Source organism: Chitinophaga pollutisoli (assembly GCF_038396755.1).
Lineage (GTDB): Bacteria > Bacteroidota > Bacteroidia > Chitinophagales > Chitinophagaceae > Chitinophaga > Chitinophaga pollutisoli.
Genome location: NZ_CP149822.1, coordinates 2,104,973 through 2,127,284, shown reverse-complemented (window position 1 = coordinate 2,127,284; position 22,312 = coordinate 2,104,973). Strand labels below are relative to the sequence as shown.

Annotated in this window: 16 protein-coding genes and 1 tRNA gene; 11 read left to right on the top strand and 6 right to left on the bottom strand. The window is 41.4% G+C overall.

Annotated elements, in window-relative coordinates:
- Position 1 precedes the first annotated feature (1 nt).
- Complete coding sequence (locus WJU16_RS08670; RefSeq protein ID WP_341837926.1) at positions 2 to 373, bottom strand: thermonuclease family protein; 372 nt, start codon at positions 371 to 373, stop codon at positions 2 to 4.
- A gap of 207 nt (positions 374 to 580) precedes the next feature.
- On the opposite strand from WJU16_RS08670, the gene WJU16_RS08665 reads away from it, so the two are divergent.
- Positions 581 to 1,774 (top strand): glycoside hydrolase family 88 protein, encoded by a 1,194-nt coding sequence (locus WJU16_RS08665; protein ID WP_341837925.1) that lies wholly within the window; start codon positions 581 to 583, stop codon positions 1,772 to 1,774.
- A gap of 228 nt (positions 1,775 to 2,002) precedes the next feature.
- On the opposite strand, the gene WJU16_RS08660 is transcribed toward WJU16_RS08665, so the two are convergent.
- The 4 genes from WJU16_RS08660 to WJU16_RS08645 are packed head-to-tail and all read right to left on the bottom strand — an operon-like array spanning position 2,003 to position 6,447.
- On the bottom strand, positions 2,003 to 4,333 hold the full coding sequence (locus WJU16_RS08660) for a hypothetical protein (RefSeq protein ID WP_341837924.1): 2,331 nt from the start codon (positions 4,331 to 4,333) through the stop codon (positions 2,003 to 2,005).
- On the bottom strand, positions 4,299 to 5,321 hold the full coding sequence (locus WJU16_RS08655) for a hypothetical protein (RefSeq protein WP_341837923.1): 1,023 nt from the start codon (positions 5,319 to 5,321) through the stop codon (positions 4,299 to 4,301). Before WJU16_RS08655 ends, WJU16_RS08660 begins: the two co-directional genes overlap by 35 nt.
- Positions 5,322 to 5,368: 47 nt before the next feature.
- A complete protein-coding gene (locus tag WJU16_RS08650) occupies positions 5,369 to 5,878 on the bottom strand; it encodes a class I SAM-dependent methyltransferase (RefSeq protein ID WP_341837922.1) in 510 nt (169 codons plus the stop codon).
- Positions 5,879 to 5,880: 2 nt separating this feature from the next.
- Entirely contained in the window at positions 5,881 to 6,447 is a 567-nt protein-coding gene (locus WJU16_RS08645; RefSeq protein WP_341837921.1) for a hypothetical protein, read from the bottom strand.
- A gap of 83 nt (positions 6,448 to 6,530) precedes the next feature.
- On the opposite strand from WJU16_RS08645, the gene WJU16_RS08640 reads away from it, so the two are divergent.
- A tRNA-Asp gene (locus WJU16_RS08640) sits at positions 6,531 to 6,604 on the top strand.
- Between the two features lie 434 nt (positions 6,605 to 7,038).
- Here the strand turns inward: WJU16_RS08640 and WJU16_RS08635 are convergent.
- A complete protein-coding gene (locus tag WJU16_RS08635; protein ID WP_341837920.1) occupies positions 7,039 to 8,505 on the bottom strand; it encodes a recombinase family protein in 1,467 nt (488 codons plus the stop codon).
- A 609-nt stretch (positions 8,506 to 9,114) separates the two neighbouring features.
- Here WJU16_RS08635 and WJU16_RS08630 point away from each other — a divergent pair.
- From WJU16_RS08630 to WJU16_RS08590, 9 genes are all read left to right on the top strand, one after another.
- Complete coding sequence (locus WJU16_RS08630; RefSeq protein WP_341837919.1) at positions 9,115 to 12,366, top strand: DEAD/DEAH box helicase family protein; 3,252 nt, start codon at positions 9,115 to 9,117, stop codon at positions 12,364 to 12,366.
- An 87-nt stretch (positions 12,367 to 12,453) separates the two neighbouring features.
- Positions 12,454 to 14,466 (top strand): reverse transcriptase domain-containing protein, encoded by a 2,013-nt coding sequence (locus WJU16_RS08625; RefSeq protein ID WP_341837918.1) that lies wholly within the window; start codon positions 12,454 to 12,456, stop codon positions 14,464 to 14,466.
- Complete coding sequence (locus WJU16_RS08620; RefSeq protein WP_341837917.1) at positions 14,466 to 15,689, top strand: hypothetical protein; 1,224 nt, start codon at positions 14,466 to 14,468, stop codon at positions 15,687 to 15,689. The genes WJU16_RS08625 and WJU16_RS08620 overlap by 1 nt, the downstream gene beginning before the upstream one ends.
- 27 nt (positions 15,690 to 15,716) lie before the next feature.
- Positions 15,717 to 16,175, top strand: a complete 459-nt coding sequence (locus WJU16_RS08615) for a hypothetical protein (protein ID WP_341837916.1) — start codon at positions 15,717 to 15,719, stop codon at positions 16,173 to 16,175.
- Between the two features lie 5 nt (positions 16,176 to 16,180).
- A complete protein-coding gene (locus WJU16_RS08610) occupies positions 16,181 to 16,600 on the top strand; it encodes a hypothetical protein (protein WP_341837915.1) in 420 nt (139 codons plus the stop codon).
- A 104-nt stretch (positions 16,601 to 16,704) separates the two neighbouring features.
- Positions 16,705 to 17,073, top strand: a complete 369-nt coding sequence (locus tag WJU16_RS08605) for a hypothetical protein (protein ID WP_341837914.1) — start codon at positions 16,705 to 16,707, stop codon at positions 17,071 to 17,073.
- Positions 17,049 to 17,723 (top strand): condensin complex protein MksE, encoded by a 675-nt coding sequence (locus tag WJU16_RS08600; protein WP_341837913.1) that lies wholly within the window; start codon positions 17,049 to 17,051, stop codon positions 17,721 to 17,723. Before WJU16_RS08605 ends, WJU16_RS08600 begins: the two co-directional genes overlap by 25 nt.
- Positions 17,720 to 20,884 carry a hypothetical protein gene (locus WJU16_RS08595; protein WP_341837912.1) on the top strand — a complete coding sequence of 1,055 codons (3,165 nt, stop codon included), beginning with the start codon at positions 17,720 to 17,722 and terminating at the stop codon, positions 20,882 to 20,884. The genes WJU16_RS08600 and WJU16_RS08595 overlap by 4 nt, the downstream gene beginning before the upstream one ends.
- On the top strand, positions 20,881 to 21,786 hold the full coding sequence (locus WJU16_RS08590) for a hypothetical protein (protein WP_341837911.1): 906 nt from the start codon (positions 20,881 to 20,883) through the stop codon (positions 21,784 to 21,786). Before WJU16_RS08595 ends, WJU16_RS08590 begins: the two co-directional genes overlap by 4 nt.
- The last annotated feature ends 526 nt before the right edge of the window (positions 21,787 to 22,312 follow it).

Below are 22,312 nucleotides of genomic sequence, written 5' to 3'. Positions count from 1 at the left end.
GTTATCGGGCCATGCGGCGGTGTTGCTTCCGCCAGTTCCAGGGAGCGATCGGGCTTTTGCCGGCCCATAGCCCCGATTTTTCCAGTTTCGCCTTTTCCTGGGCGCGTGCCAGTTCCTGGCTGTTGCTGAACTGGGTGTAATGCCACGCGAAGCCGGCGGCTACGAGGCGGTGGTTCAGGGAAGAGCCGTCGGGCAGGTACACTTCCGCCACGATCCGTCCATACTGATCCTTGTTTTTTTTGACCATCCGCACGGTTTTGTTGAAACAAAGGTCCGCGCAATATTGCCGGGCCTTTTCACCGAAGGGCTGCCCTTTCTCCGGCGCATCCACACCGAACAACCGGATGCGGACCGCTTTCCCATTTATCATCATTTCTATTGTATCGCCATCTTTTACCGATACCACTTTCCCGGTTTGTGCGCTGGTTGCGCAGCTCGTAAATATTAAAAAGAATAGTAAAACAAGTCGCATGCCCGCAAGATCCAAAAATTCCTTGGATAATCCGGATGGCTTATTATTTTTATGCAAACGTTTGCAGTTTCAGGTTAAATTCCCGTTTTACAGTTAAAAAGACGCAATATGACTTCCCAAATCGGTAAATGGGCCACGGCGCTGGCATTCCTCGTTATCCCGGCGGCCGCATCCGCCCAGCAGGTGTCGAAAAAAGACATGCGTACATTGATAGATGAAAACATGCGATTCGCAGTAAAGCAGTACCAGGTGTTGAAAGACAGTACCCCGGCCCACCGGATGCCCCGCACTTTCCAGAACGGCCGGTCCGTAACTTCCGACACCGAATGGTGGTGCAGCGGGTTTTATCCCGGAACGCTATGGTACCTCTATGAATACACCAAAGACCCGGCCGTGAAAGCCGAAGCGGAACAGCGCCTCGCCATTCTCGAGAAGGAAAAACGGTACACCGGCAACCATGATATCGGGTTTATGATTTATTGCTCCTTCGGCAACGCTTACCGCATCACCGGAGATAAAAAATATAAAGATGTGGTAGACACGGCGGCGGTGTATCAAATCACCCGTTACCAACCTTCCATCCAATCCATCCAATCCTGGAATAAAAACAAAAGGCTGAACTGCCCCGTGATCATCGATAACATGATGAACCTGGAACAATTGCTCTGGGTAGCCCAGCAGGGTGGAGACCCGCGTTTCCGTGAGATCGCCATTACCCACGCCAACACCACGCTGAAAAACCACTATCGCCCCGATCATAGTACTTTCCATATCGTGGATTATGATCTCGATAAAGGCACGGTTATCCAGAAAGTAAATGGACAGGGTGCACACGATACTTCGGCCTGGAGCCGCGGCCAGGCATGGGGACTGTATGGTTTCACGCTGATGTACCGTTTCACCCGCGACCAAAAATACCTCGACCACGCAAGGAACATCGCGCAGTTCATCTTAACGCATCCCAACCTGCCCGCCGATAAAATTCCATATTGGGATTACAACGCGCCGCAGATGCCTACTTCCCGCGACGCATCCGCTGGCGCCATTGCAGCTTCTGCGCTGCTGGAGCTGGGGCGGCACGTGAACAGGCAGGAAAGGCAACAGTACGTATCCGCTGCGGCCACCATGCTGCAATCGCTGGGCTCGCCGGCATACCGCGCAAAACCGGGTGAGAACGGCGGCTTCCTGTTGAAAAACAGTGTAGGGCATTTTCTCGCCAATTCGGAAGTGGATGTACCGTTGACCTACGCCGATTACTATTTCCTGGAAGGGCTGCTGCGCTATAAAAAATGGTATTTATAGTGAGGAGCGATGACAATTTCCGGCGCACTGCGACATGACGGCATTTTTACCATTACGGAAACGGCTATCCGCGACTTTTAATCATTGAAATTCGTTATATTGTAAGTGGAATGGCCCGGGCCTCATCGTCCGGCTGTTCCGCATTGTTTATTTAGTAGTAATGATGAAAAAAACTAGGGCTGGTATTTTTATACCAGCCCCTTTTTTATGCATTGAAAATCAATATGATCATGGTTTTTGCGCCTTGGCGAAATCGCGGAGGTAGCCGCATTCTTTCACTGTTTCCTGGTAGAATTGCGTGTTTTTGAATTGACCGTGCAGTTCGGGAAAGTAAGGATTGTTGCGTATCGCCTGCAGGTGCCATTCCATATCATCGGAATAGGGGAGGTGCTTCTGGGCGCAGCGGGCTGCCAGGTACAGTGCTTTCGCCTTGAATTCCGGATCGGAGGAAGCGTCGGCGGCTTTTTTGTAGAAGGTTTCGGCGCGGTAACAACCGAAATATTCCTTCAGCCAGGGCGTGTTGTCGTACGAAGGATTCCACCAATCGGTGCTGGGGCGGTAGTTGACGGTCAGATGATAGGATGTGCCGTAGTAGGAAATGCTGAAAAGACCGTTGGCATATTCGAAATACGTTTCCGGGTTTACTTTCTGTTTCTTCATGTCTTTTTCCAGCGAAACCATTTTTTCCGCGAACTGCAATTCAGAAATGGGTTGGCGCATGGAATCTGATTCTTCAATGCCATAATCCCTGAATTGCGGGCGTAGCGCCGCTTCCGTAGCGCGGGTGCTGCCGCTGCGCCTGAACCATTCCACCGCGTCGGGGAAATTGTGGTGGCGTACGTAGCTGATGGCCACGGCTTCGCCCAGCTCATTTTCCTTCAGTGCGAGATTCTGATAGAGATATTTTTCGAAGTCCGACAAGTTGCGCGCCTTGCGGCCGTTGTAGAGTGCGATCATGGTGCCGGTGGGAAGGCTGTCGCGGATGAAATCCTGCGCGGACACATATTGCCAGTAATATTGATAAGGATTGACGCGGTCGCGGACGGAAAGGGCGAGGGCTTTCCGCGCGAGGTCGTTTTGTTGGGCATATCGCGGCGCGATGATGAAATCCATCAGGTTGCGGTAGAAGCGGGAATAGTAATCGCCCGTCAGCGTTTCCGGGGCAGGGTCGTACCAATAATTGCGTTCTTTTTTCGGGAGTTTGGCATCCAGCCATTTAAGGGAAGGAAGCAGCGCCTGTTCGAAAGGCGCGTCAAAGCGCGGTTGCTCCGCGATGGTCAGCAGGAGCTTCACCACTTCGAACTGGTCTTTCACACCGGGCCGTGCCGGCAGGTTTTGTGCCGCGGCGAGACTGGCGCGGGTGGCCTTGTAATCGCGCAGCATATAGGAAAGGTAAGCCCCTGCGATGTGAAACAAAGCGGGTTCTTTCACTTTCCCTTCCGTGGCGAAGCGGCCTGCCAAATCGCGGAGCCGCTCCACTTTTTCCGGTCCGAACTCGGATGAATACCAGTAATTGTGTATCTGCCCGCTCTCCTTACCCAACAATCCTGTCATATAATTTTCTTCCAGTTTCGCGATCTCGCGGCTGAGCAGCACTTCCAGCAAAGGGTGCTTCGGATCCTGGGCGTAGGTCTGTTCCAGTCCCTGCGGATGGTAATCCGCCTGGCGCAAAGCGTACATCGCCGTAACCGTACCTCGTTCATAAGGTGTTTTACATAGTTGCAATACACTATTTTCATACACGTTGGCCCATTTGAGGTTGAGGAACGCGAGCTTGCGCTGGCTGGGCACTTTATCGAAAATCTGCGAGAAGAGGTAAGCGCTTTGCGCTTTTTTGCCTGTGCGCATGAGGGAACCGGCTTTCAGCGCCAGCGTCCGGTAATGGATGAGGGATTCGCTTTTCAGGGGCGCGGCGAGGGAGTCGTAATATTGCAGTGCCTGCGTGTAGTTACCGGCATAGTGCGACATCCGCACGGATTGAAACGCATATCGTTCCCGGATATTTTCGTTCTGGGCCGCGCGGTAGAGCTGCATCCCGTTTTTGGCGAGCCGCATCATCGTCGCGGAATCGCGTTTGGGAACTTCCCAGTAATCGCCCGGGGAAGAATGCGGCTCGCATTGTTTGGCGTACATGAAGTAGCCGAGCGTTTCGCGGTCTTTCGAGGCCAGGAAATATTGCGTCAAACCGTTTTGCTGCACACTGTCGGGCAGCTGGAGCGGCTGATTTTTTTCAATGTGGTTGTACAGCACCGCCATTTGGGGGCGCGTGTAAGTGTAGATGAACTCCGTCAGGTCTTTCTCATTGACTTTCCCCTTAAAGAAAGCGCCCCATTCCTGGAGGTTTAATGTTTGCTCGGGAATTTCCGCGGCATAGTGGTCGGCCAGCGCCGTGTAGTAAAACGGCTCGAATCCGGGTTTCTCCGCCAGGTTGGGGTTGAAGAGCGTCGTGTAATAATCGTAAGGGTCGGGTTCGGGACCGCAGGACCACACATAGGCGGCGCCTGCCACCGTGAGGGCCAGTGCGCTACCCGAATAGGCTGTAAATCGTTTCCAGTTCATGCAGGTCATATTTGTTTAGAATTCCAGGTTCGAGATGATAGAAGATGATCACCGGCGCGTGGGCTTGCCGTTGTTGCGAGAGTTGTTTGGCGGCTTTGCGCAGCACGTCCGGCCTGCTGTCCTCACGCCGGATCACATCCCCGGGATGCAGGCGCACGTTGCTGATAGCAGTGTCTTTCATGACGGTGTAGCTGAAATCTCCCGACTTCCGGAAGATGCGTTCGTCGGCCACGGGCATGTTGCGGGTGAGGCCGGCGTATTGGCCTTTCCGGAAAAGCACATCCCATTCGAAGAGCGGTAGCGCGAAGTCGAGCGGCAGCGGGTATTGGATGATGCGGTTGTTGCCGGTGTAGGATTGCAAAGTTTCGGGATCGATGATGGAGTTGTGGTCGCCGGGTTTGCGCAGGTCGCCCATGTTGTAGCACATGAGGAGCCCTTTATCCACGGGCGGCACGCCGCTGCCGCCGCTGTATTTCACCTGGTGGAGGCGGATGGTGGCGGACAGGAGGCGATGTTGGAAGAAGGGCTCGTTGCGGATAGCGCGCAGGAAGGCGAAATACGCATCGCGGGTGGAGCGGGTCCAGTCGCAGTCGAGCTGTATTTCCGGAATGCGTTCCGGCGGGATGTTGCGGCAGAGGTGTGCCAGCAGTGCCGCGGTGCGGCGGGCAACGCCGTGGGTCAAGGTGGTGTCGTTCCGTCGCCACACTTCATTCATGATAAAAACGACGGGAACAATGAAAACACTGTCGGGGAATGCGGCGCGGAAATCGCTGATGGCTACCGGGATGGCTTTATCTCCACGCTGGTCCACGTCGAAGCATTTGACGTACAGCCTGGATGCGGCGAGCTTTTGGAGCATGGCGGTTTCTCCGGACGAGGGGGCGTATCGTTGCTTCCAGTGGTAAAATGCGCGGTGCGTTTCCCGGGGTTGCTGGCAGGCCAGCGTGGTCAACAAGAGCGCCATCCATATGTAACGGTGTTTCGGCATGTGGTGCAAATATCGGAAAACAGCTATAAATCGGTGCGGGATGCAAATTATCCTACTATCGTTACCGCGGCGTAGAGCCGTGCGCGGCCGAATTTGGACGGCATGGAACGCAGCAGGCGCGGGGGCTGCAGACCGAGGTTGCGGAACCGTGATTGCAATGTGGAAAGGCTCAGGGGATAAGGTACCCATGGATTGGGCGTGTCGGTGTCATATTCGACGAATAGGAATTGTCCGCCCGGAACGATATTTCCGGCGGCTTGCCGGAGGAATGTTTCCTGCTGTTCAACGAAGTGGAGGGCATTGGCCATGAGGATGCCGTTGAGGGGCGGGAGGTTCCAGGGGAAGGAGCGGAAATCGCGTTGGAGGGGGATGATGCCGGGAGCGGGGTGCGGAATGGCGGTACGGTCGATAGCGTAGACCTGGCTTTGGGGAGGCAACTGGCGGAGGAGGGCTTCGGAGAAGAGGCCTGATCCGCTGCCGAGGTCGGCCCAGGTTTGTGGTTGTGGGGTGGTTGGATGGGGGAGCTGGATGAGGCGGGCGGCTTCCTGGGAGGTCATGTTTACTGGGGATTGATGGCGATGATGCGGTAGCCTTCGGGCAGGGGAGCGAACCAGATGCGGCCGTTGGCCACCATGGCGCCCTGGGAATTGCGGAAGATACGGTCGAGGCGGAAGGTATCAACGGCGGTTTTAAGGGCGGGGTCGAAGATCTGGTGGTATTGTGATTTGAAGTCGGCCGAGGAGGGGTATAGGCGGAGGGGGAATCGGATGCATGCGGCGATGGAGTCGGGCTGATCGTTACGGACCCAGGATTTGAAGCGGGAGAGGAAGCGTTTGAAGTCGGCGGGGTTGTTGAACCCGGCGTTTTCCCATGTGGTGGGGATGGAACCGTCGTCGAAGATGGAATCTTGCGCTTGTATCTGGGCGGTGAGGGGATCGATGTGGGGGGAGGGGCGACGGGCACGAGGTTTTGCACGTCCTGGACGATGGAGGTGTCTGCCACAGTGGATTTTGGCGCCTGGTTGCAGGAGGCGGATATGACGAGGAGGGTTATGGGAAGAAGGTTTTTCATATATCAGTGGTTGAACGTGAATGAAATTACCCAATTCCGGGCGAAAAAAATTCAATAAAAAGATTTGCGTTTGTGGGATTTTTGTTCTTATCTTTGCAATCCCAAAACGGAAGAGCCTTCGGGTGATTTCAAAGGGAAGGATCGGTAGTTCAGTCGGTTAGAATGCCGCCCTGTCACGGCGGAGGTCGCGGGTTCGAGTCCCGTCCGGTCCGCTAAAGGAAACAACAAATTTCAGTTGTTTCCTTTTTTTATGCTTGTAAAAGACTGATTCACAAGCTGTTACTTTTCAAATCACTAGGATGAAAAAGTGTTCGAGATTTTTACATCTGATTTTGTCTTTCGATTTTTCTACTAAAAAAGTTGCTTAAAAACCGTCTGAGTGCGTCTCTCGATGTTCGATATCTTCTTTAAGCTCAAACTTCGCGTGTTCTTCATTGTTTTCAATGTTCCTATAGGTCCTAGCAATGAGATAAAGAAATTCTAAAATGATTTCGGCCTTTTCGCTGTTTACACTTATACCGTTTCGCTTCAATATTCTTATGGCTTGCTCTGTTGAAACTTTTCTGGTTGAAAAGGCTTTTCCGTTCCTGTAAAATGATTGTAGCATATTCTTTAAGTTATATTGATGATGGTTGACAATTGAGTTTTATTCACAATATTTTGTGACCAGAGATAGCACTTTGTCAACATGTATTACATCAAAGTCTTTTGTAAATGGATTTATTGATGTTGGAGTAAATAAATTTATAATATCACGCTTGCCTCTTAAGTCTTGTTCTTTATATGATTGAAGAATATTGAGATCAGAATACTGCCATACATTATTATTCTGTTTGCAGTCTGTCAGCTTAACAGTCACATTGCACAACTGTATATTCAACTGGATCAATGTCTCGTTGTATTCTTGTTTCAGCTTAGCAAAGTCGTCAAAGTCGATTCTCCCATTCAAAAAGAATCTTCTTGCCTTTGAAATTTCCTGTTCTTGTATCGAGATTTGCGATAAAATCGCCCTACGCTGGTCAGAGTATTCTCTTTGTCGAGTAAAGATGTTTTCATCTTCCAAAATAAGATTGAACAATTCATATGCCTCAGGCCTCAAACGTATATGCTTTAATTTTTCTTCATAGTTATGATTTAACGTTTCCGCGCGGAATCTACCCTTGCATCTATGTTTCAAGCAGTGGTAGTAAGCATATTTTGAGTGTTTCCCCTGTGATATGCTTCCTGTAAGTTTACCACCGCACCACGGACAGGATAAAAGCCCCCTTAAAGGAAATACTGATTTTAAAGCTTCTCTACTTTCTAGTTTGTTGTTCTTTTTATTTGTGAGACTTTGAACCTGAAAAAATAGGGTTTCCGAAATGAGTGGCTCGTGAATCCCTTTGACATATTGCTCTTCCTCATTACGGCCGGCGGGAATCTTAATAATCCCACAGTAGATAGGGTTGCGTAAAATTCTCCAGAAATGGCTGCGCCCACATTGAAGGCCCTTAATGTTGGCAATTTTCATTACCTGACTGATAGTACAGGTACCTGTTGCCAGCTGTTCAAACGACCATTTTATATATTCTGCCTCGGGATGCTTGGGCATAATAAACTTTTTGCCATCAGGTGCCGTTCGATTCATATATCCAATAGGTGCTTTTGTCGGCCACTTACCCATTTTCTTTGCTCTTCTTATACCATCCGAGGTCGTCAATCCACGTCTACAATTCTCCGCTTCTGGTATGGATAGGTAAACGGCAAGCATTACTATACTTTCAGGTATATCAAAATCAATAGGCTGGTCAACAGCCATCGTCTGAACATTAAGCTCTCTCAATGTCCGGATCATTTGATAGGCGTATTCAACATTACGGCTGAAGCGATCCCATTTTATAAAAAGTATATTTTCCGGCGGTCGATGTTTGTTCTTTCGGATTGCTTTGATGAGTTTTTTCCATTCAGGGCGATTAAAATCCTTTGCAGAAAAATCTTCCCTGAATGTTCCTTTGATTTTAATATTGTATAACTGGCAATGTTTTACAAGGTGATCTTCTTGCTCAACAAGAGAATAACCTTTTCTTTTTTGTTCATCCGTGCTAACCCGGACGTATAAATAGGCTGATTTCATAATGGTAGATTTGCTTTACCAATATTAAACCCGCGTTCAGGAATATATGTTTAGCAATATAGCCTCAGTATCAATAAGCAGAATGCCTGACATAAGTCAGAAGGTGCTCCTGCGGTATTTTACGACTTCATATGTAATCGAAGATTTGTCAAATTAAGGTCGATTATATTTCTGTGGCTGGCTATGCTTATTGCAACGAAATAGTAATGATGATAGGCTCACAATGCTTGTATCAAAGTAGCTCCAAACTAATTTCACCATCCATAAAATTATTTGTTAGAGACTGGAAAACTATCTTACCTCTCCTGTTAAAGCTCACATTCATACCGCTGAGCAGTCCTATTTGGTAAAAAAGTCAAAGACAGGTCGCGGCCATTTGTTGATGCTGATGTTCACCATCGTACTAAGCATATCGGTCATCGAATGCCTTTGCCTGACGTTCCTCAAAATAAATTATTTGAGGTATTAGTCCCCAAGTCTAGTTCAACTACGGTTTTCCGTAATTGAGGGCATTAATGTTCTAGTATTTTTGAAACTATCTTGCTGAATTTGAAAACTTTAAATATTTTAGTGTTATTATACCCATTTTTATGAACTTAACCTCTCTCCATGAATATAACCTTACCGATTCTTCAAACTGCTCTTCATCGTAAAATTGGCAGCAAAAATTCGATCATACACTTGCTAATTCCGGCGAAATCAGTTCCGTTAAATATAACAGAAGAGAATCGCTTTTATTTGGTAATAGAAGATAATGGAAACAAGATTTGTTTTACAACCAAAGAGGAATATATACCTAATCAAATTGACTATGCTATTATTACTAACATTCTTCCAAGTAAACAACGGTTTGAAGAGGATAAAATAGTTATAAAAGAATGGGGGAAGCACCCTCTTCTAAAAGAGTACTCGCCCAGTGAAATTACTCAATCATGGAAAAATGATTTTCTATATAAGGAAGAAGATAAAAACGATCCAGGATTAAGACAGCCACAGATTGCTGCATTGCACATGATAATGGGACATCTGAAACTTCCATTAGATGCCGCAACCGTAGTAATGCCTACTGGTACAGGTAAGACAGAAACTATGTTAGCTACGCTGGTAGCTAACAGATGTGAAAAACTTCTAGTTACGGTACCTTCCGATTCTTTGCGAAATCAGATAGCTGAAAAATTTTTCAATTTAGGGTTGCTAAAACAGTTTGGTGTTGTTGGCGAAAAGTCTTTATATCCAATTGTTGGGGTTATTAAGAATAAATTTGACGGTACTGAAGAGGTTACTGAATTTTTAGAAAAATGCAACGTAGTCGTAACTACGATGAGTTGGCTTACCAATCAGGCCAACGAAACTCAAGAGCTTTTCTCCAAAGCATTCAGCCATATATTTATTGATGAAGCCCATCATGTGAAAGCGTTTTCATGGAACGAGTTCCGGAATAAATTCGATAACGAAAAGATAATTCAATTTACTGCGACCCCATTTAGAAATGATGGAAAAAGGCTGGATGGAAAGATTATTTCCAACTTCCCCTTAAAGAAAGCGCAAGAGCAAGGCTATTATAAAAAAATAGAGTTCATTTCTATCCGTGAATATGAGAAAGAAAAAGCGGATCAAGAAATTGCTAAGGTGGCTGTTGAACGCTTACGTTCAGATTTAGCAAGTCCTTACAATCACATCCTTATGGCTCGTTGTGCTACAAAAGAGCGGGCAAAAGAAATTTTTAAATTATACGAAGTTCATAAAGACCTTAATCCGGTTGTAATTTATTCTGGGGCACCCAATTTTAAGGAGACTTATGATAAGATACTTCTAAAGAAGACAAGAATAATCGTTTGTGTTGATATGCTTGGTGAAGGCTTCGATTTGCCAGAATTGAAAATAGCCGCATTTCACGATATTCGAAAGAGTCTTCCCATTACATTACAGTTGGCAGGTCGTTTTACAAGAACTAAATATGATGAAAAGCTTGGCGATGCCTCTTTCGTTGCCAATATTGCTGATCTCGATGTGAGGGCAGAATTAGCTGATTTATATGCTACGGATGCAGATTGGAATGAAATTCTTTCAGATGCGAGTTCAGGTCAAGTGAATGAACAGGTAGAATTTAAGGATTTCATGAGTGGCTTTAAGAAATTGGACAATGCCAACATCCCTTTTCAGAATATCAGACCTAAACTAAGCACAGTTGTTTATAAGAATAAAACCAATGCTTGGCACCCTGGTGATTTTCAAAAAGGAATCTCCGGCTATGACAACCTCGAATTTAAATTCCATGATATCAATCGGGAACATAATATGCTAGTTATTGTCACCGGTAAAAGGCTTGATGTAGAATGGGTACATGATAAACGGGAAATTTATGATATTCAATGGGACATCATTATAGTTTATTGGGAAACCAAAAACAATCTTCTGTTTATAAATAGTTCGGACAATGGAAGTCTTTATACCGAATTGGCTCAAGCAATAATAGGCGATAACGCTGAGCTTGTCAAAGGAATAGATGTTTTTAAGACTTTTTATAATATCAAAAGAGTTAAGCTGCAAAACGTTGGATTAAGGCAGTTTCTAGGTAAAAATATCCGTTTTAGGATGATGGTGGGAAGTGATGTCGGAGAAGCATTGAGCCTTGCTGAAAAACAAAGAGGAGAAAAAGCCTTTGTGATGGGTACTGGTTTTGAAATAGGTAAACCTGTTAATATCGGAGCTTCATACAAAGGAAGAATATGGACAAAACTTCAGGGAGATTTAAAACAGTTTAAAAATTGGTGTATAGCATTAGGAAATAAACTAGTTGATGAAAATATTGATCCTAATCAAATTCTTAGAGAAACGCTTATTCCAACACTTAGAACAGATCTTCCAAATGTATTTCCTGTATGGATAGATTGGGATACGGATATTTACCTCGATGTCGAAACCAAATATAATTTCATTATAGACGGAGTAAAATACGACCTCTCCAATATAGAATTATGCTTGGTTAATCCATCTATAGGTAGCGATTTGTTGTTTTCTCTTAAATCCGAAACACAAGAAGCAGTTTTTAAGCTGGAATTGTTTGAAAAGAAAGACGGAGATGACACGTTTGCAGATTTTAAAATAACTCAACAATCAAAAGAACCTATAGAAGTTCAGTTTGGTCGTATTAAAATCAGTGGTGCAGAATTCTTCGAAAAATTCATTCCTACAGTTTGGTTTGCTGATGGTTCTGCGCTTACAGGAAACGAGTACTATGAGCTCAAACAGCAGATAGGTATTTATCCTAAAGATGCACTCATATCCTGGAACTGGGCTGGCGTAAATCTAAGAAACGAAGCACAAGGTATACAACCTAAGAAAGTTGATTCTATTCAATACAAAGTCATAGAACAGCTAAAGCAAGAAGATTTTGATGTCATCTATGATGATGACTATTCTGGTGAAATTGCTGATGTCGTAACTATTAAAGCACATAGTGATAAAATTGAAATTAAGCTATATCATTTAAAGTTCGCTTTGGATGGCGTAGTCAGTAACCAGATCAAAAATTTTTATGAAGTGTGTGGGCAAGCTCAAAAATCCGTGCATTGGAAGCATAAATCCGGCAAGGACTTCATCAATCATCTCTTTGGACGTGAAACTAAATCAAAGAACGGCCTCTCCTGTTCCCGACTTGAAAAGGGTAACAGAAATGATTTGGCGAGGTTGTTAGGGGTATTAAAAAACGAAATCCCTGTAGAATATGAAATTTTGATTGTCCAGCCAGGATTGTCAAAAGCAAATGCTTCTGATGATATTTTAACATTGCTAGGTGTTACAGCTACCTATATCAAGGAGTTTGCAGATATTAATCTTAAGGTAATAACGAGCAAATAAGTAAATATGGAATATACATACGAAGAAGTTTTTGAAGCATACATAAAGTTGAAATCATACATCTATTATGATTCGACTAACCTATTTATGAGGAAGCAACTGGCAATTTTTGAAACTGGCCTTTCAGACTCGGACGATTTGATTGTTACGTTGACAGAATATAAAAGCTTTGCAGATGAATATGATGTCGAGGTGGAAGAGGATGATGGCCTTTGCTACTATGAAAAGAAACTGAAAGTATTAACAGCAGCCTTAAATCAATATAAAGAGAATCCAAAATTCTTTAACCGTTTTCTAGGTCGAATAAAAGCACAGTTTCTTCCTAAAAAACTTAAAAATGGAAATTTAGAATCAAAAATAATTACAAATAAACGAATACATGACCAGTACAATATTGAAAGATCTACAGTATTTATTGATGCACCAATCGAAATTCATCTTATCTCTGTCTTGTGGATACTAAAAGAGGGGCCGGAATTGGATAGCTCACTTTTCGAAGGTTGCCTGGGCAATAGACTTATTTTAAATAAGGAAAAAGCCGCTGTTGTTCAAGGCTCTGGCTTATTCAAGCCTTACCCTAGACAATATCAGAAATGGAGAGATGATGCTGTAGAATCAGCCAGAGAAAATATGAGTGACGGCAAAGATATTCTAATACTTAATTTAGACATCAGGGACTTCTTTTATTCTGTTCGTTTACGTCCCGAGAAAATAAGATCACCTTATAAGAACAAAGTCAATCAATCATTAAGTAACTTATATACAATATTTGAGGAAGTACATAAAATTTTCACTAGAAAAGTATCTGAAATTAAAGTCCCCTACGACTTTGCAGGGGAGGTGGTAGATGAAAATGAATTTACTCATTATATTTTACCTATAGGACTGCTATCTTCTTTTGTGCTTGCCAATGATTACCTGAAAGATTTTGACGACCGGATTATAAAGCACGCAAGGCCTGTGTATTATGGCAGATATGTAGATGACATATTAATGGTGATAACTAATCCTGTATTGCCTGATAACATTAGCAAAGACGCCATTCACGAGCTCAATTTTAATTTTCAACAATATAGAGATTGGGTCAATAGTGAAAAACCGAGATACGATCTTAAGAAGCGAATACTATTTGGAAGTGATGAGCATCTATCTGCAGATGATTTTGATAATAACTTAACTGATATAGAACAGTTTGTCTTACTAAATTTTCATCCGATTATTTCTTTAATTGATGCACCTTCCATATTGGAAATTAATAGATCGAATGAAGAGCCGGAAAGAGTTTTCAAATTGAATAGTTTCCCTCGACTTTATTGTCAAAGTGATAAAACCTTACTTTACTATTTTGACAAATACGAATCATCATTGGTTATAGACAAATTAAAGCGTGATCTCGAAGAAAAATCCAGTGAATTTCGAAATTACAATGATGAAGAAGACCTTGAGGACTTTGAAGAAAGTGCTTATCATTTATTGTACGATGGCACTGAAGGTAAAATTCGCACATTAAAAGATTATAAGGAAGACAAATTTGGATTATCCATCTATTTATCTAAGAAAATATTTAGTTCTCTCCGCCAAGCGGACAAAGTTTCTACTGAAGAAGCTGATAAAATCGTTACCTTTTTCCAAGGTGAAAATGCACTTAACTTATATACCCTTTGGGAAAGAATATTTGTCTTCCTGTTGGTAAATGAAAAGCCAAAAGCCTATGTTGACTTTTATATTAATTGTTGTAGAGCAATAGATGGCTTAGCAACCCAGAAAAAACGGACGAAACTATCTCCGGACGTGTACCGAGAAAGCATGTCTGAGTATCTCGAAAATGCAAATGAACTGGCATTATCACTTTACCCTAAATTCCTTTCGGAAATTCGAGATGTAAAAAGAACCTATCAGTTTTCGTTCAATACTTTTAAGGGCAAGTTTAATTTTTTCCAGACTAAATATAGCCCAACTGATGAAGAGTCTTATTTCATAAGAAGATATAGGCAGTCCAATCTTTTAAGACATCATTATACAGCACAACCACTATTGTCTTACACAATAAGAGAGGCAAAGGATTATCAAAATTTCACCGACCTAAAAATTCCTTTCTGATGTATCAAATCGACGAACAGAAATTAAAGCATTCTCCCAGGGCAGTTAAATTCTGGGAATGCTGTCTTGCGATATTTTATGAGAATTTGAGCCAATTTAAACAAGACACCCAATTAGACGATGAACATAAAACGATAGTCAACATTAACAATTTGGTTCATGATAAAGACAAAGAGCATTTCTATTTAGACCGGGCATTTGACTATTACGTATCAGCCAATCAATTTCATTGGGCCTCATACGAATTTGATGATATAAACGCATATAAACAGGAAATTTATAAAAGAAAGGTACGTCCTGGAAGAGAACAAAATAGATCACGTTTCATTTTAAGGCAAGAGTTTGCAATTAATAATGACGAAAAAATAACGACACCCCGAATTGCAGTAGCAAATACAAAGGTATTAGAGGATAATATAAAAAAAGGCATAAGAAATACACGAAATCTTGTCGGGCGATTTAAGACGCTGCGTAAGATATTCGATCAGACCAAAGAAGAAAAAGCTGACATTTTGCTTTTTCCTGAGTGTTTCATACCAATTGAGTTTTTAGATAGAATTACATGGTTTGTCGCTAATGAACAGAAGCTCGTAGTAACGGGGCTTGAACATGTTACTGCTGATGGAGTTTCTTTCAACTTTATTGTCACTATACTTCCCTTTGAAAAGGGCGGAATAAAAGACGCTGTTGTAGTGTACAGATTGAAAAATCATTATTCTCATGCAGAAGCATTGATGATACAATCCAATCATTGTAAAGTACCACATCCATCACAGTATTGCTATGATTTGTTTATATGGAAGGGAATTTATTTTAGCCCCTACTATTGCTTTGAACTGGCAGATGTAAAGCACAGAAGTATTTTTAAAGGTAAAATTGACTTATTGGTTGCTTCAGAATGGAATCCTGATACTAATTATTTCTCCAATATTGTAGAATCTATTTCAAGGGATCTTCACAGCTATGTGGCTCAGGTAAATACCAGTCAATTTGGAGATACAAGGATTACACAACCTTCTAAAACGGAACGAAAAGATATTTTAAAATTAAAGGGCGGGGATAATGATACCATTCTGGTTGGCGAGATTAATATTAAAACGCTACGTGAATTTCAAAGAGAATTGTACGCAACTACCAAAGATGACAAGACATTTAAACCCTTACCACCTGAATTTGAATTAGAGGACGTACTAAACAGAATAAATAATAAATCTGTACTGTAATAAAGTAATTCTTCAAGAATAACCTCAGTGAATAAACAAGGTCTCTATAAAAGGTACGACTTTCTTCTTCCGCCGAAATTTGACGGAGGCTATTTAATTATTGCTCTTTATGACAAACTCAAAAATCGAGAAATCGAAGAATACTTTACACAAAAGGAGATCAATGAGATCCTGACGGATATAAAAACCGATTTTAATCTGGATTCCGTTCGGCAATGGAGCAATATTAAAGATAACCTATTTCACTATTTCCTACGGAGTCATCCCGATGAGCCTTGGAAATATTATCTGACGGACTACGCAAAGAATGTAGTCGATTTGATGATAAGTAAGTTAGAAAATCCATACAAGAATCATCCACTAAAAAAAGTGTTCAGGATTCATTTATCCTACGTCACGGTGAAATCAAGACCATTGAAGAGCTTGAAAGAAAGTTCGGAAGGATATTCATTCAAGGTTCGAAGAAAATTATCACCGATCATTTAGAATCATTGGAGGATGAATTACGGGACGCTTACAAAGAGCTAAACGATATTCTCCGAAAAGAAGACGAACAAAGCGCCACTACTTTAGTAAGGGCGTTTACCGTTGTATTTAGAAAGTTCGGAGAAAGAGCGGAAGATATTACGGAGGCTATTATTTCCAAGGACAAATTTCTTGGTGACCTGCTAAATGTAGTAGATCAGTTTTATAGAAAAATGGAAGATGATGGAAAGTTTGATACAGACAATGTACAGAAAAGTAAAAATAACTGGGAAAGGGCTCAGGAAATATATACGGATATCAGGGAGTTTTTCAATTCGGCAGACCAAAAAGTACACATTATTCGTAGACAAATCAATCACGCCAGTGAAAAACTGACCGAGTTGCAAGAACAGTTTTCTGCACGAGCCTTTTTAGGCTACAACTAAAAAAACTGCATAGGACAATCTTAGAAAGTTCACAATATACTGCCGAAGGTATCAGGTTCAGCAACAATTTTCCGCTAAAGCAAGTGGTATATGAGCCTGTTAGGATGTTGTATCCAAGATATTACGAGTTTGAACTTCCGAAACCTAATATCATTGTAAATATTGAGGCTGATGAAACCTATGAACATAACGAAAAGCAGAAAATAGCAAAAGAAATCAACCGGCAACAAATCATCAATCAATGGTTTGATAAAGCTAAAGATATTCTTGAAGGCAAGGGACAATTGTCTTTAGATGAATTAATGAATAGTATCGTGGAGGAAGAAAAAGACCTGTCCGTCGCTTATCAGGTAGCTTCTCGGATGACAGCCTATACTTCAGAGCATAGCAATGTATTCATTGCTGTAGAACAAAAAATTATTTACTTATCCCAACAAGATCTATCGTTATGGAAAACGAAAATTACGAAATAAGCGATTATTCTTTTTTAACGGAGGAGCGCGTTAAAAAACATTTTGCAGACATTAATATACTGTTATTATCGGGCAAACATATTGACCACAAGTATTATACAGAATATACCGTATTGGAAAGCTATGAGTCGCAGTGGAGCAGTTTTTACAGCAATCTGTACCGGCTTAATCTCGTTTCCGATATCTCTGACGGAAGCCGGTATTATTATCTCGACTTCACAGAAAACGGGAAGGGGAAATTAAGTGATGCAAGCCGTAATAAAGAACTCACTGAATTACAAACACTAATTGGATTGACGCTTTTGGATATGTACTACCAGAAGTATTTTGACGAAGAAAAGGTTATTTACTGGAATGACATCAAAACACAAATATTAGAGAGTGATCATCAGGAAGCCTACAAACGGATTTTGTTCAATGACATCAGAGCGTCTTATGATGAGAAGGAATGGAATGAAGTGCATACAAGATTCAGCAAGACGATAGAGAATTTTGATAAGTTAGGCTGGGTAGAAAGACAATCGGGAAGGAACGAAGACCTGGTTTTTGAGTTAAGACCGGCCATTCACCGTTTGGCCAAACTGTACCAGGAGGAGCTTCAGGATTTTAGTGCATTTAGCCAGCAACTTAAAAATGATGAAGCGCCATGAGTTATCCAAGAATCTACTCCTTATCCACCGTAGGTGTTCTGAAGCATTATGTACACGATTACCTCTTTCATCCGACAAGAACAGATTTTGTTGGCTCCAATGGCGTAGGGAAATCCATTATTGCAGATTTACTCCAAATGGTATTTGTATATGATAAGGATCTCATCAAATTCGGGACTGATGGTGTAAAAAAAGAAGAACGACAAATCAGTACGCTTCCCTATAAAACTAAATACGCCTATTGCTTTTTGAATATCGAAGTTGACACAGGAAAATTTATAACTATAGGAATACAAATAAACAGTCAGAAAGGCAAACGTATTATTCCTTTTGTTGTCACCAAGCAGGCAGATATGAACCTGAAAATAAATGAACTGGTGCTTGAAAAAGAAGGGCTAATCTTCGCCAGAGACCTATTGAAAGAAAAAGAGTCAGGAGAGAAAGAAATAGTTGACATACAGGAGTTAGCAACATTCCTCTACGAAAAACAGGGACTTCGGCTCAACTTCTTCGGTAATAATGAAAGCGCCAACACGTACTATAAATTTCTTTATGATAAAAATATCCTTCCTCTGAATCTCAGCCAGGATAAAAATCTAAAAGCCTTTGCTAAGGTAATACAATCCTTTTCAAAAGCTAAAACACTGAATTTGAGTGGCAACCAAGCTTCCAGAAACTTAAAAGAATTTCTCTTTGAAGAATCCGATGAAGATATTCTTTCCAACTTTCAGAAAGAGCAATCCGAGCTTGAAAAGATTTTGCGAGAATATGAAAGCTTGAATAAGGATATTCAGAACCTATCCAACAAGCAAAAAAGGTTAATCAGCTTAAGGGAATTGGAGCAGTCTCATAAAGCAAAATTCAAATCATTTAAAGAAGCAGAATTACATAACGCGTATATAGAATTAAAGCAACTACAGGATAGAGAAGCAGAAGGCAAGGCAGCGATAGCAACCCATCAAATTGAACTTGATGAACTTAAAACAGCCATCGAAAATCTTCCGGCGGAAGAAAAAGTAATAAAACAGGGTTACGAGGAAGCAGATGCAAATTTTAATATGTTCAACCGTTATGAAACATTAACCACCAGCATAGAAAAGTTGGGCGAAGATATCAACGAGCTTAAAATGTTTATACTTCCTGAAATAGCTGGTAGCTGGAACAATGAGATACAAAAAATTGATATTTTAAGCAGGTATAATCAAGATATAAAAAAGGAAATCGCATTTGCGAAACCTTATCTAGAAAAGTATAGAACACTCGAAAACATTGTCCGAATTAGAAAGGAACAATTGGAGATTTTGGATGAATTAAAATCATCTTTAAAAAAGGAAAAATCGGTCAAAGAAAAGCTGCTGTCGTTATTATGGAATAAAGATGAAAATGGCCTTTTATATTGGTATATCAAGAATTTGCCAGTGTTAGACAACGAACAGTTACAGGCCGTTTTATATTATGCAACCACACCTGTTTCTGAAGTTACTACCCCAGACAATTCAGCTCAATACGTTAATCCTGATGAACTGATCAGGGATTTTAAGGCCAACTCATCTTCGAAAGGGATTTGGCTAAAATTAGGCGCATTACACCAGTTTATCCAATTTAATCCTGATGCAGCGTTATTGGGAGACAGGGCAAATCTGGAGCAATCGGTTCAACAATTAATGCATAAACTGAATGCAGAAGTTAGCTCGATAAATAGCAAGATAGAAGCATTGGAGCATATCACAGATGGAAAGCCTTATGATACCAGCCTTTTTGACCATTCCTTTGATATATCGCTTGTCGAAAGCAGTAATATCGAAAAATTAAAAAGTGCGGTAGCCTGTATCTTACAGATTGATGAAAAGATATCACAATTGCGATCACAAAAGAAAAGAGAGGAAGAGGAATTATTGGAAATTAAAAACAGGTTTAAGGTTGCATATGATGAGCCTGAAGTTGTAAAAAAGGAATTGTTGAAAGTTCGTAAAGAATGGAGCGATAAGAAAGATAAGTTTTATGAACAAAAAGGAGCTAGGCAAACAAAGCTCGACTCTTTGGAAAGCAAGATACAGCGTGATAAACGGGATTTACAGACAATCATTGACAACCTAATTAAAAAGCAAACAGAATTTAATACGCTCAATAGTGCTTACTACAAAGATTTTCAAGAAAACGTAGAAAACTTTCCTTCTTCAACACCCAAGGATATTGAAGCATTGGGACGCAACTACAATGAGTTATGGGAAGAATATAAAACAGCATTTATAGGCATTTCCAATTCATTTGAAGAAACGAGTAATGAAAAGAACCCAGCCGTGCAATTAGCAATTAAAGATCAGGGTTTTTCATTCAGAGTTTTGGAAGAAGCATTGTTGGGAAGCAAAATTAGATCTACCGATGATATCGCTACAGCTTTACAGGAGGCTAATCAAACTCGAACGACCATCGCCAATGGTATCAGGGACAATATGATTAAGATATTCAGTAAAACTACTGAGCGATACGATAAATATGATGATCAGGTAAAGAGGATAAACGCGTTTTTTGTTGACCGGAAGATCAGCGGGAAGTTTTATTTCAAACTCGAATTTGATGGTAATAAAGAAATAAAGATTGATTATATCAAACAGATGGCCTATGAAGTTCGGAATACTGCAACAAAAGGTGAATTACACTTTGGACAATCTATAGTTGACTTTATTGAAGATTTCTTTAAGAAACAAGCAAAGATCAAAGACAAAATACCGATCGATAAATTGCTAAATCCAAAAACATATTTCGAGCTGTCAGCTAAACTCACGGACCAGTTTGGAACAGAGGTTCCTGGCAGTACCGGAGAAACCTATTCTGCTATTGCGCTACTGGGCATTGCAAGACTTTCTGCTGTACAAAAAGAAAAGCGTAATGGTTTAAGGTTTATTATTTTGGAGGAATTGGGAAGTTTGGACAACACTAACTTTAATACTTTTCCTGCTATTGCGGAGGAGTTCCAATATCAGATTGTGACAATGGCTCCTCATACGTTCAATATCGGATTGTCGGATGAGTGGTATGCTCATCATTTGATCAAGGGAAAAGAAGATGATAATATTAATTACTGCCCTTCAGCTTCTTATTTTAAGACAAAGGATAGCAATGAAGATCTGAACATCTATATAAACAGAATTGCAAAATGAATTGGATTGAGTTGAGGGCATTAAATAATCTATATATAACAGGTGAGGTAAGGCTGAATGATACCTTGGAAAAAAGTGGTGAAATCAATTATCTGATTAATTCACTTCGGATACTTGATAGATCACACAATAAACTCTTCATTTTATACGGCTTTACTGAGATATATGAAAAAGATTATCTGGAAAAGTACAACCACTATAAAGCCTTTTTATCAGATAATGAACTATTAAAACATCAGCTTCGTTTTGAAGAGTCCGATATTAAAGTATTGATGGGGATAAAAGAGGATATGGATACTGGCAACTTATTGCCACTCAGGGAGCAGATAATCAAAAAGGAAGCAACTGTTAGAATTGTATCCCTTATGTTTTTCAAAAATGAAAAGTATCTATTGGGAAAGGAGGCTTTAATCAATGCTGTAAAAACACTTTTGCAAATTGAGGAGTTAGCGGATGATAAAGATTTACAATACAAATATGTGCTAGAATGCAACAATCCTAAGTGTATCGTCCTTTGTGAAAATATTGACTTTTTGAAGCGCCCTATATTGGCCAGAGCTAATAATATAGAGTTATGGTATGCAGGTGGTAAAAATATAGGCAAGTTGGACTACGTAGATACTAGAGGATTGCCAATTTATTACTCTTGTGACTGGGATTTTGACGGTCTATTTATCATTTATCCATTGGTGAAAGAAAAGATACCAACAATTGAACTTCTTACACCAAACGGTACCCCGAAAGATATTGACGAAACTGAGCATAATAGTAAATGGATTAATAACAGCAGAAATATAGACTTTCTATTAAGTCACGACCAAATGGAACTTATAAAAGAGCTGATTCTGAATAATCAATGGATTATAGAAGAATCAAATAGTTTGATAGAAATGATTAAATAAGCCTATTGATTAATCATATCAGCGCCCAAGCGATAAAGAATTTGTCCACACAGACTATTGGGACGCAAATTGTATTAGATGATGATGGTTGTTTTCATTTTTAAGAAATGAGTGTTCGAGTGAATCCCATCCAATATTTGCTTAGATGTTCTCGAATTCTTTTTTGCTGTGTAATTGGCATTAGGGGATGCCATTTACGAAAGGTGTATTAAAAGGATAGTTAGTTATTTTAACTTAATTAATCGCAGAGACAACTATTTAAATATATTTATTATTGATAATATTCTTATGAGGGGTTCGAGTACACCCCCGCTCAGCCCGCAAATAGTCTCTGAGACCCGTGCTAGGCGCGGGTTTTCTGTTTTAGTCTAGTATTTAGTCGAGTTCCCCTGCAAGCTCCGGATAATTAAGTCCATTCTATTATATTTGGAGTTGCATAACCTTCGTAAATAGTTTTATTTCCCATGTTTAATTTTTGCTATGAAGAATCCCGCATGGCATAAGGATGAAATCATCTTAGCACTTG

What these genes read in the sequence shown, in the direction of transcription:
- WJU16_RS08635 (WP_341837920.1), bottom strand. Translation starts at nt 8,505, where the DNA reads ATGAAATCAGCCTATTTATACGTCCGGGTTAGCACGGATGAACAAAAA.
- WJU16_RS08655 (WP_341837923.1), bottom strand. Translation starts at nt 5,321, where the DNA reads ATGCCGAAACACCGTTACATATGGATGGCGCTCTTGTTGACCACGCTG.
- WJU16_RS08665 (WP_341837925.1), top strand. Translation starts at nt 581, where the DNA reads ATGACTTCCCAAATCGGTAAATGGGCCACGGCGCTGGCATTCCTCGTT.
- WJU16_RS08650 (WP_341837922.1), bottom strand. Translation starts at nt 5,878, where the DNA reads ATGACCTCCCAGGAAGCCGCCCGCCTCATCCAGCTCCCCCATCCAACC.
- WJU16_RS08670 (WP_341837926.1), bottom strand. Translation starts at nt 373, where the DNA reads ATGATGATAAATGGGAAAGCGGTCCGCATCCGGTTGTTCGGTGTGGAT.
- WJU16_RS08595 (WP_341837912.1), top strand. Translation starts at nt 17,720, where the DNA reads ATGAGTTATCCAAGAATCTACTCCTTATCCACCGTAGGTGTTCTGAAG.
- WJU16_RS08660 (WP_341837924.1), bottom strand. Translation starts at nt 4,333, where the DNA reads ATGAACTGGAAACGATTTACAGCCTATTCGGGTAGCGCACTGGCCCTC.
- WJU16_RS08620 (WP_341837917.1), top strand. Translation starts at nt 14,466, where the DNA reads ATGTATCAAATCGACGAACAGAAATTAAAGCATTCTCCCAGGGCAGTT.
- WJU16_RS08600 (WP_341837913.1), top strand. Translation starts at nt 17,049, where the DNA reads ATGGAAAACGAAAATTACGAAATAAGCGATTATTCTTTTTTAACGGAG.
- WJU16_RS08630 (WP_341837919.1), top strand. Translation starts at nt 9,115, where the DNA reads ATGAATATAACCTTACCGATTCTTCAAACTGCTCTTCATCGTAAAATT.
- WJU16_RS08605 (WP_341837914.1), top strand. Translation starts at nt 16,705, where the DNA reads ATGTTGTATCCAAGATATTACGAGTTTGAACTTCCGAAACCTAATATC.
- WJU16_RS08590 (WP_341837911.1), top strand. Translation starts at nt 20,881, where the DNA reads ATGAATTGGATTGAGTTGAGGGCATTAAATAATCTATATATAACAGGT.
- WJU16_RS08625 (WP_341837918.1), top strand. Translation starts at nt 12,454, where the DNA reads ATGAGGAAGCAACTGGCAATTTTTGAAACTGGCCTTTCAGACTCGGAC.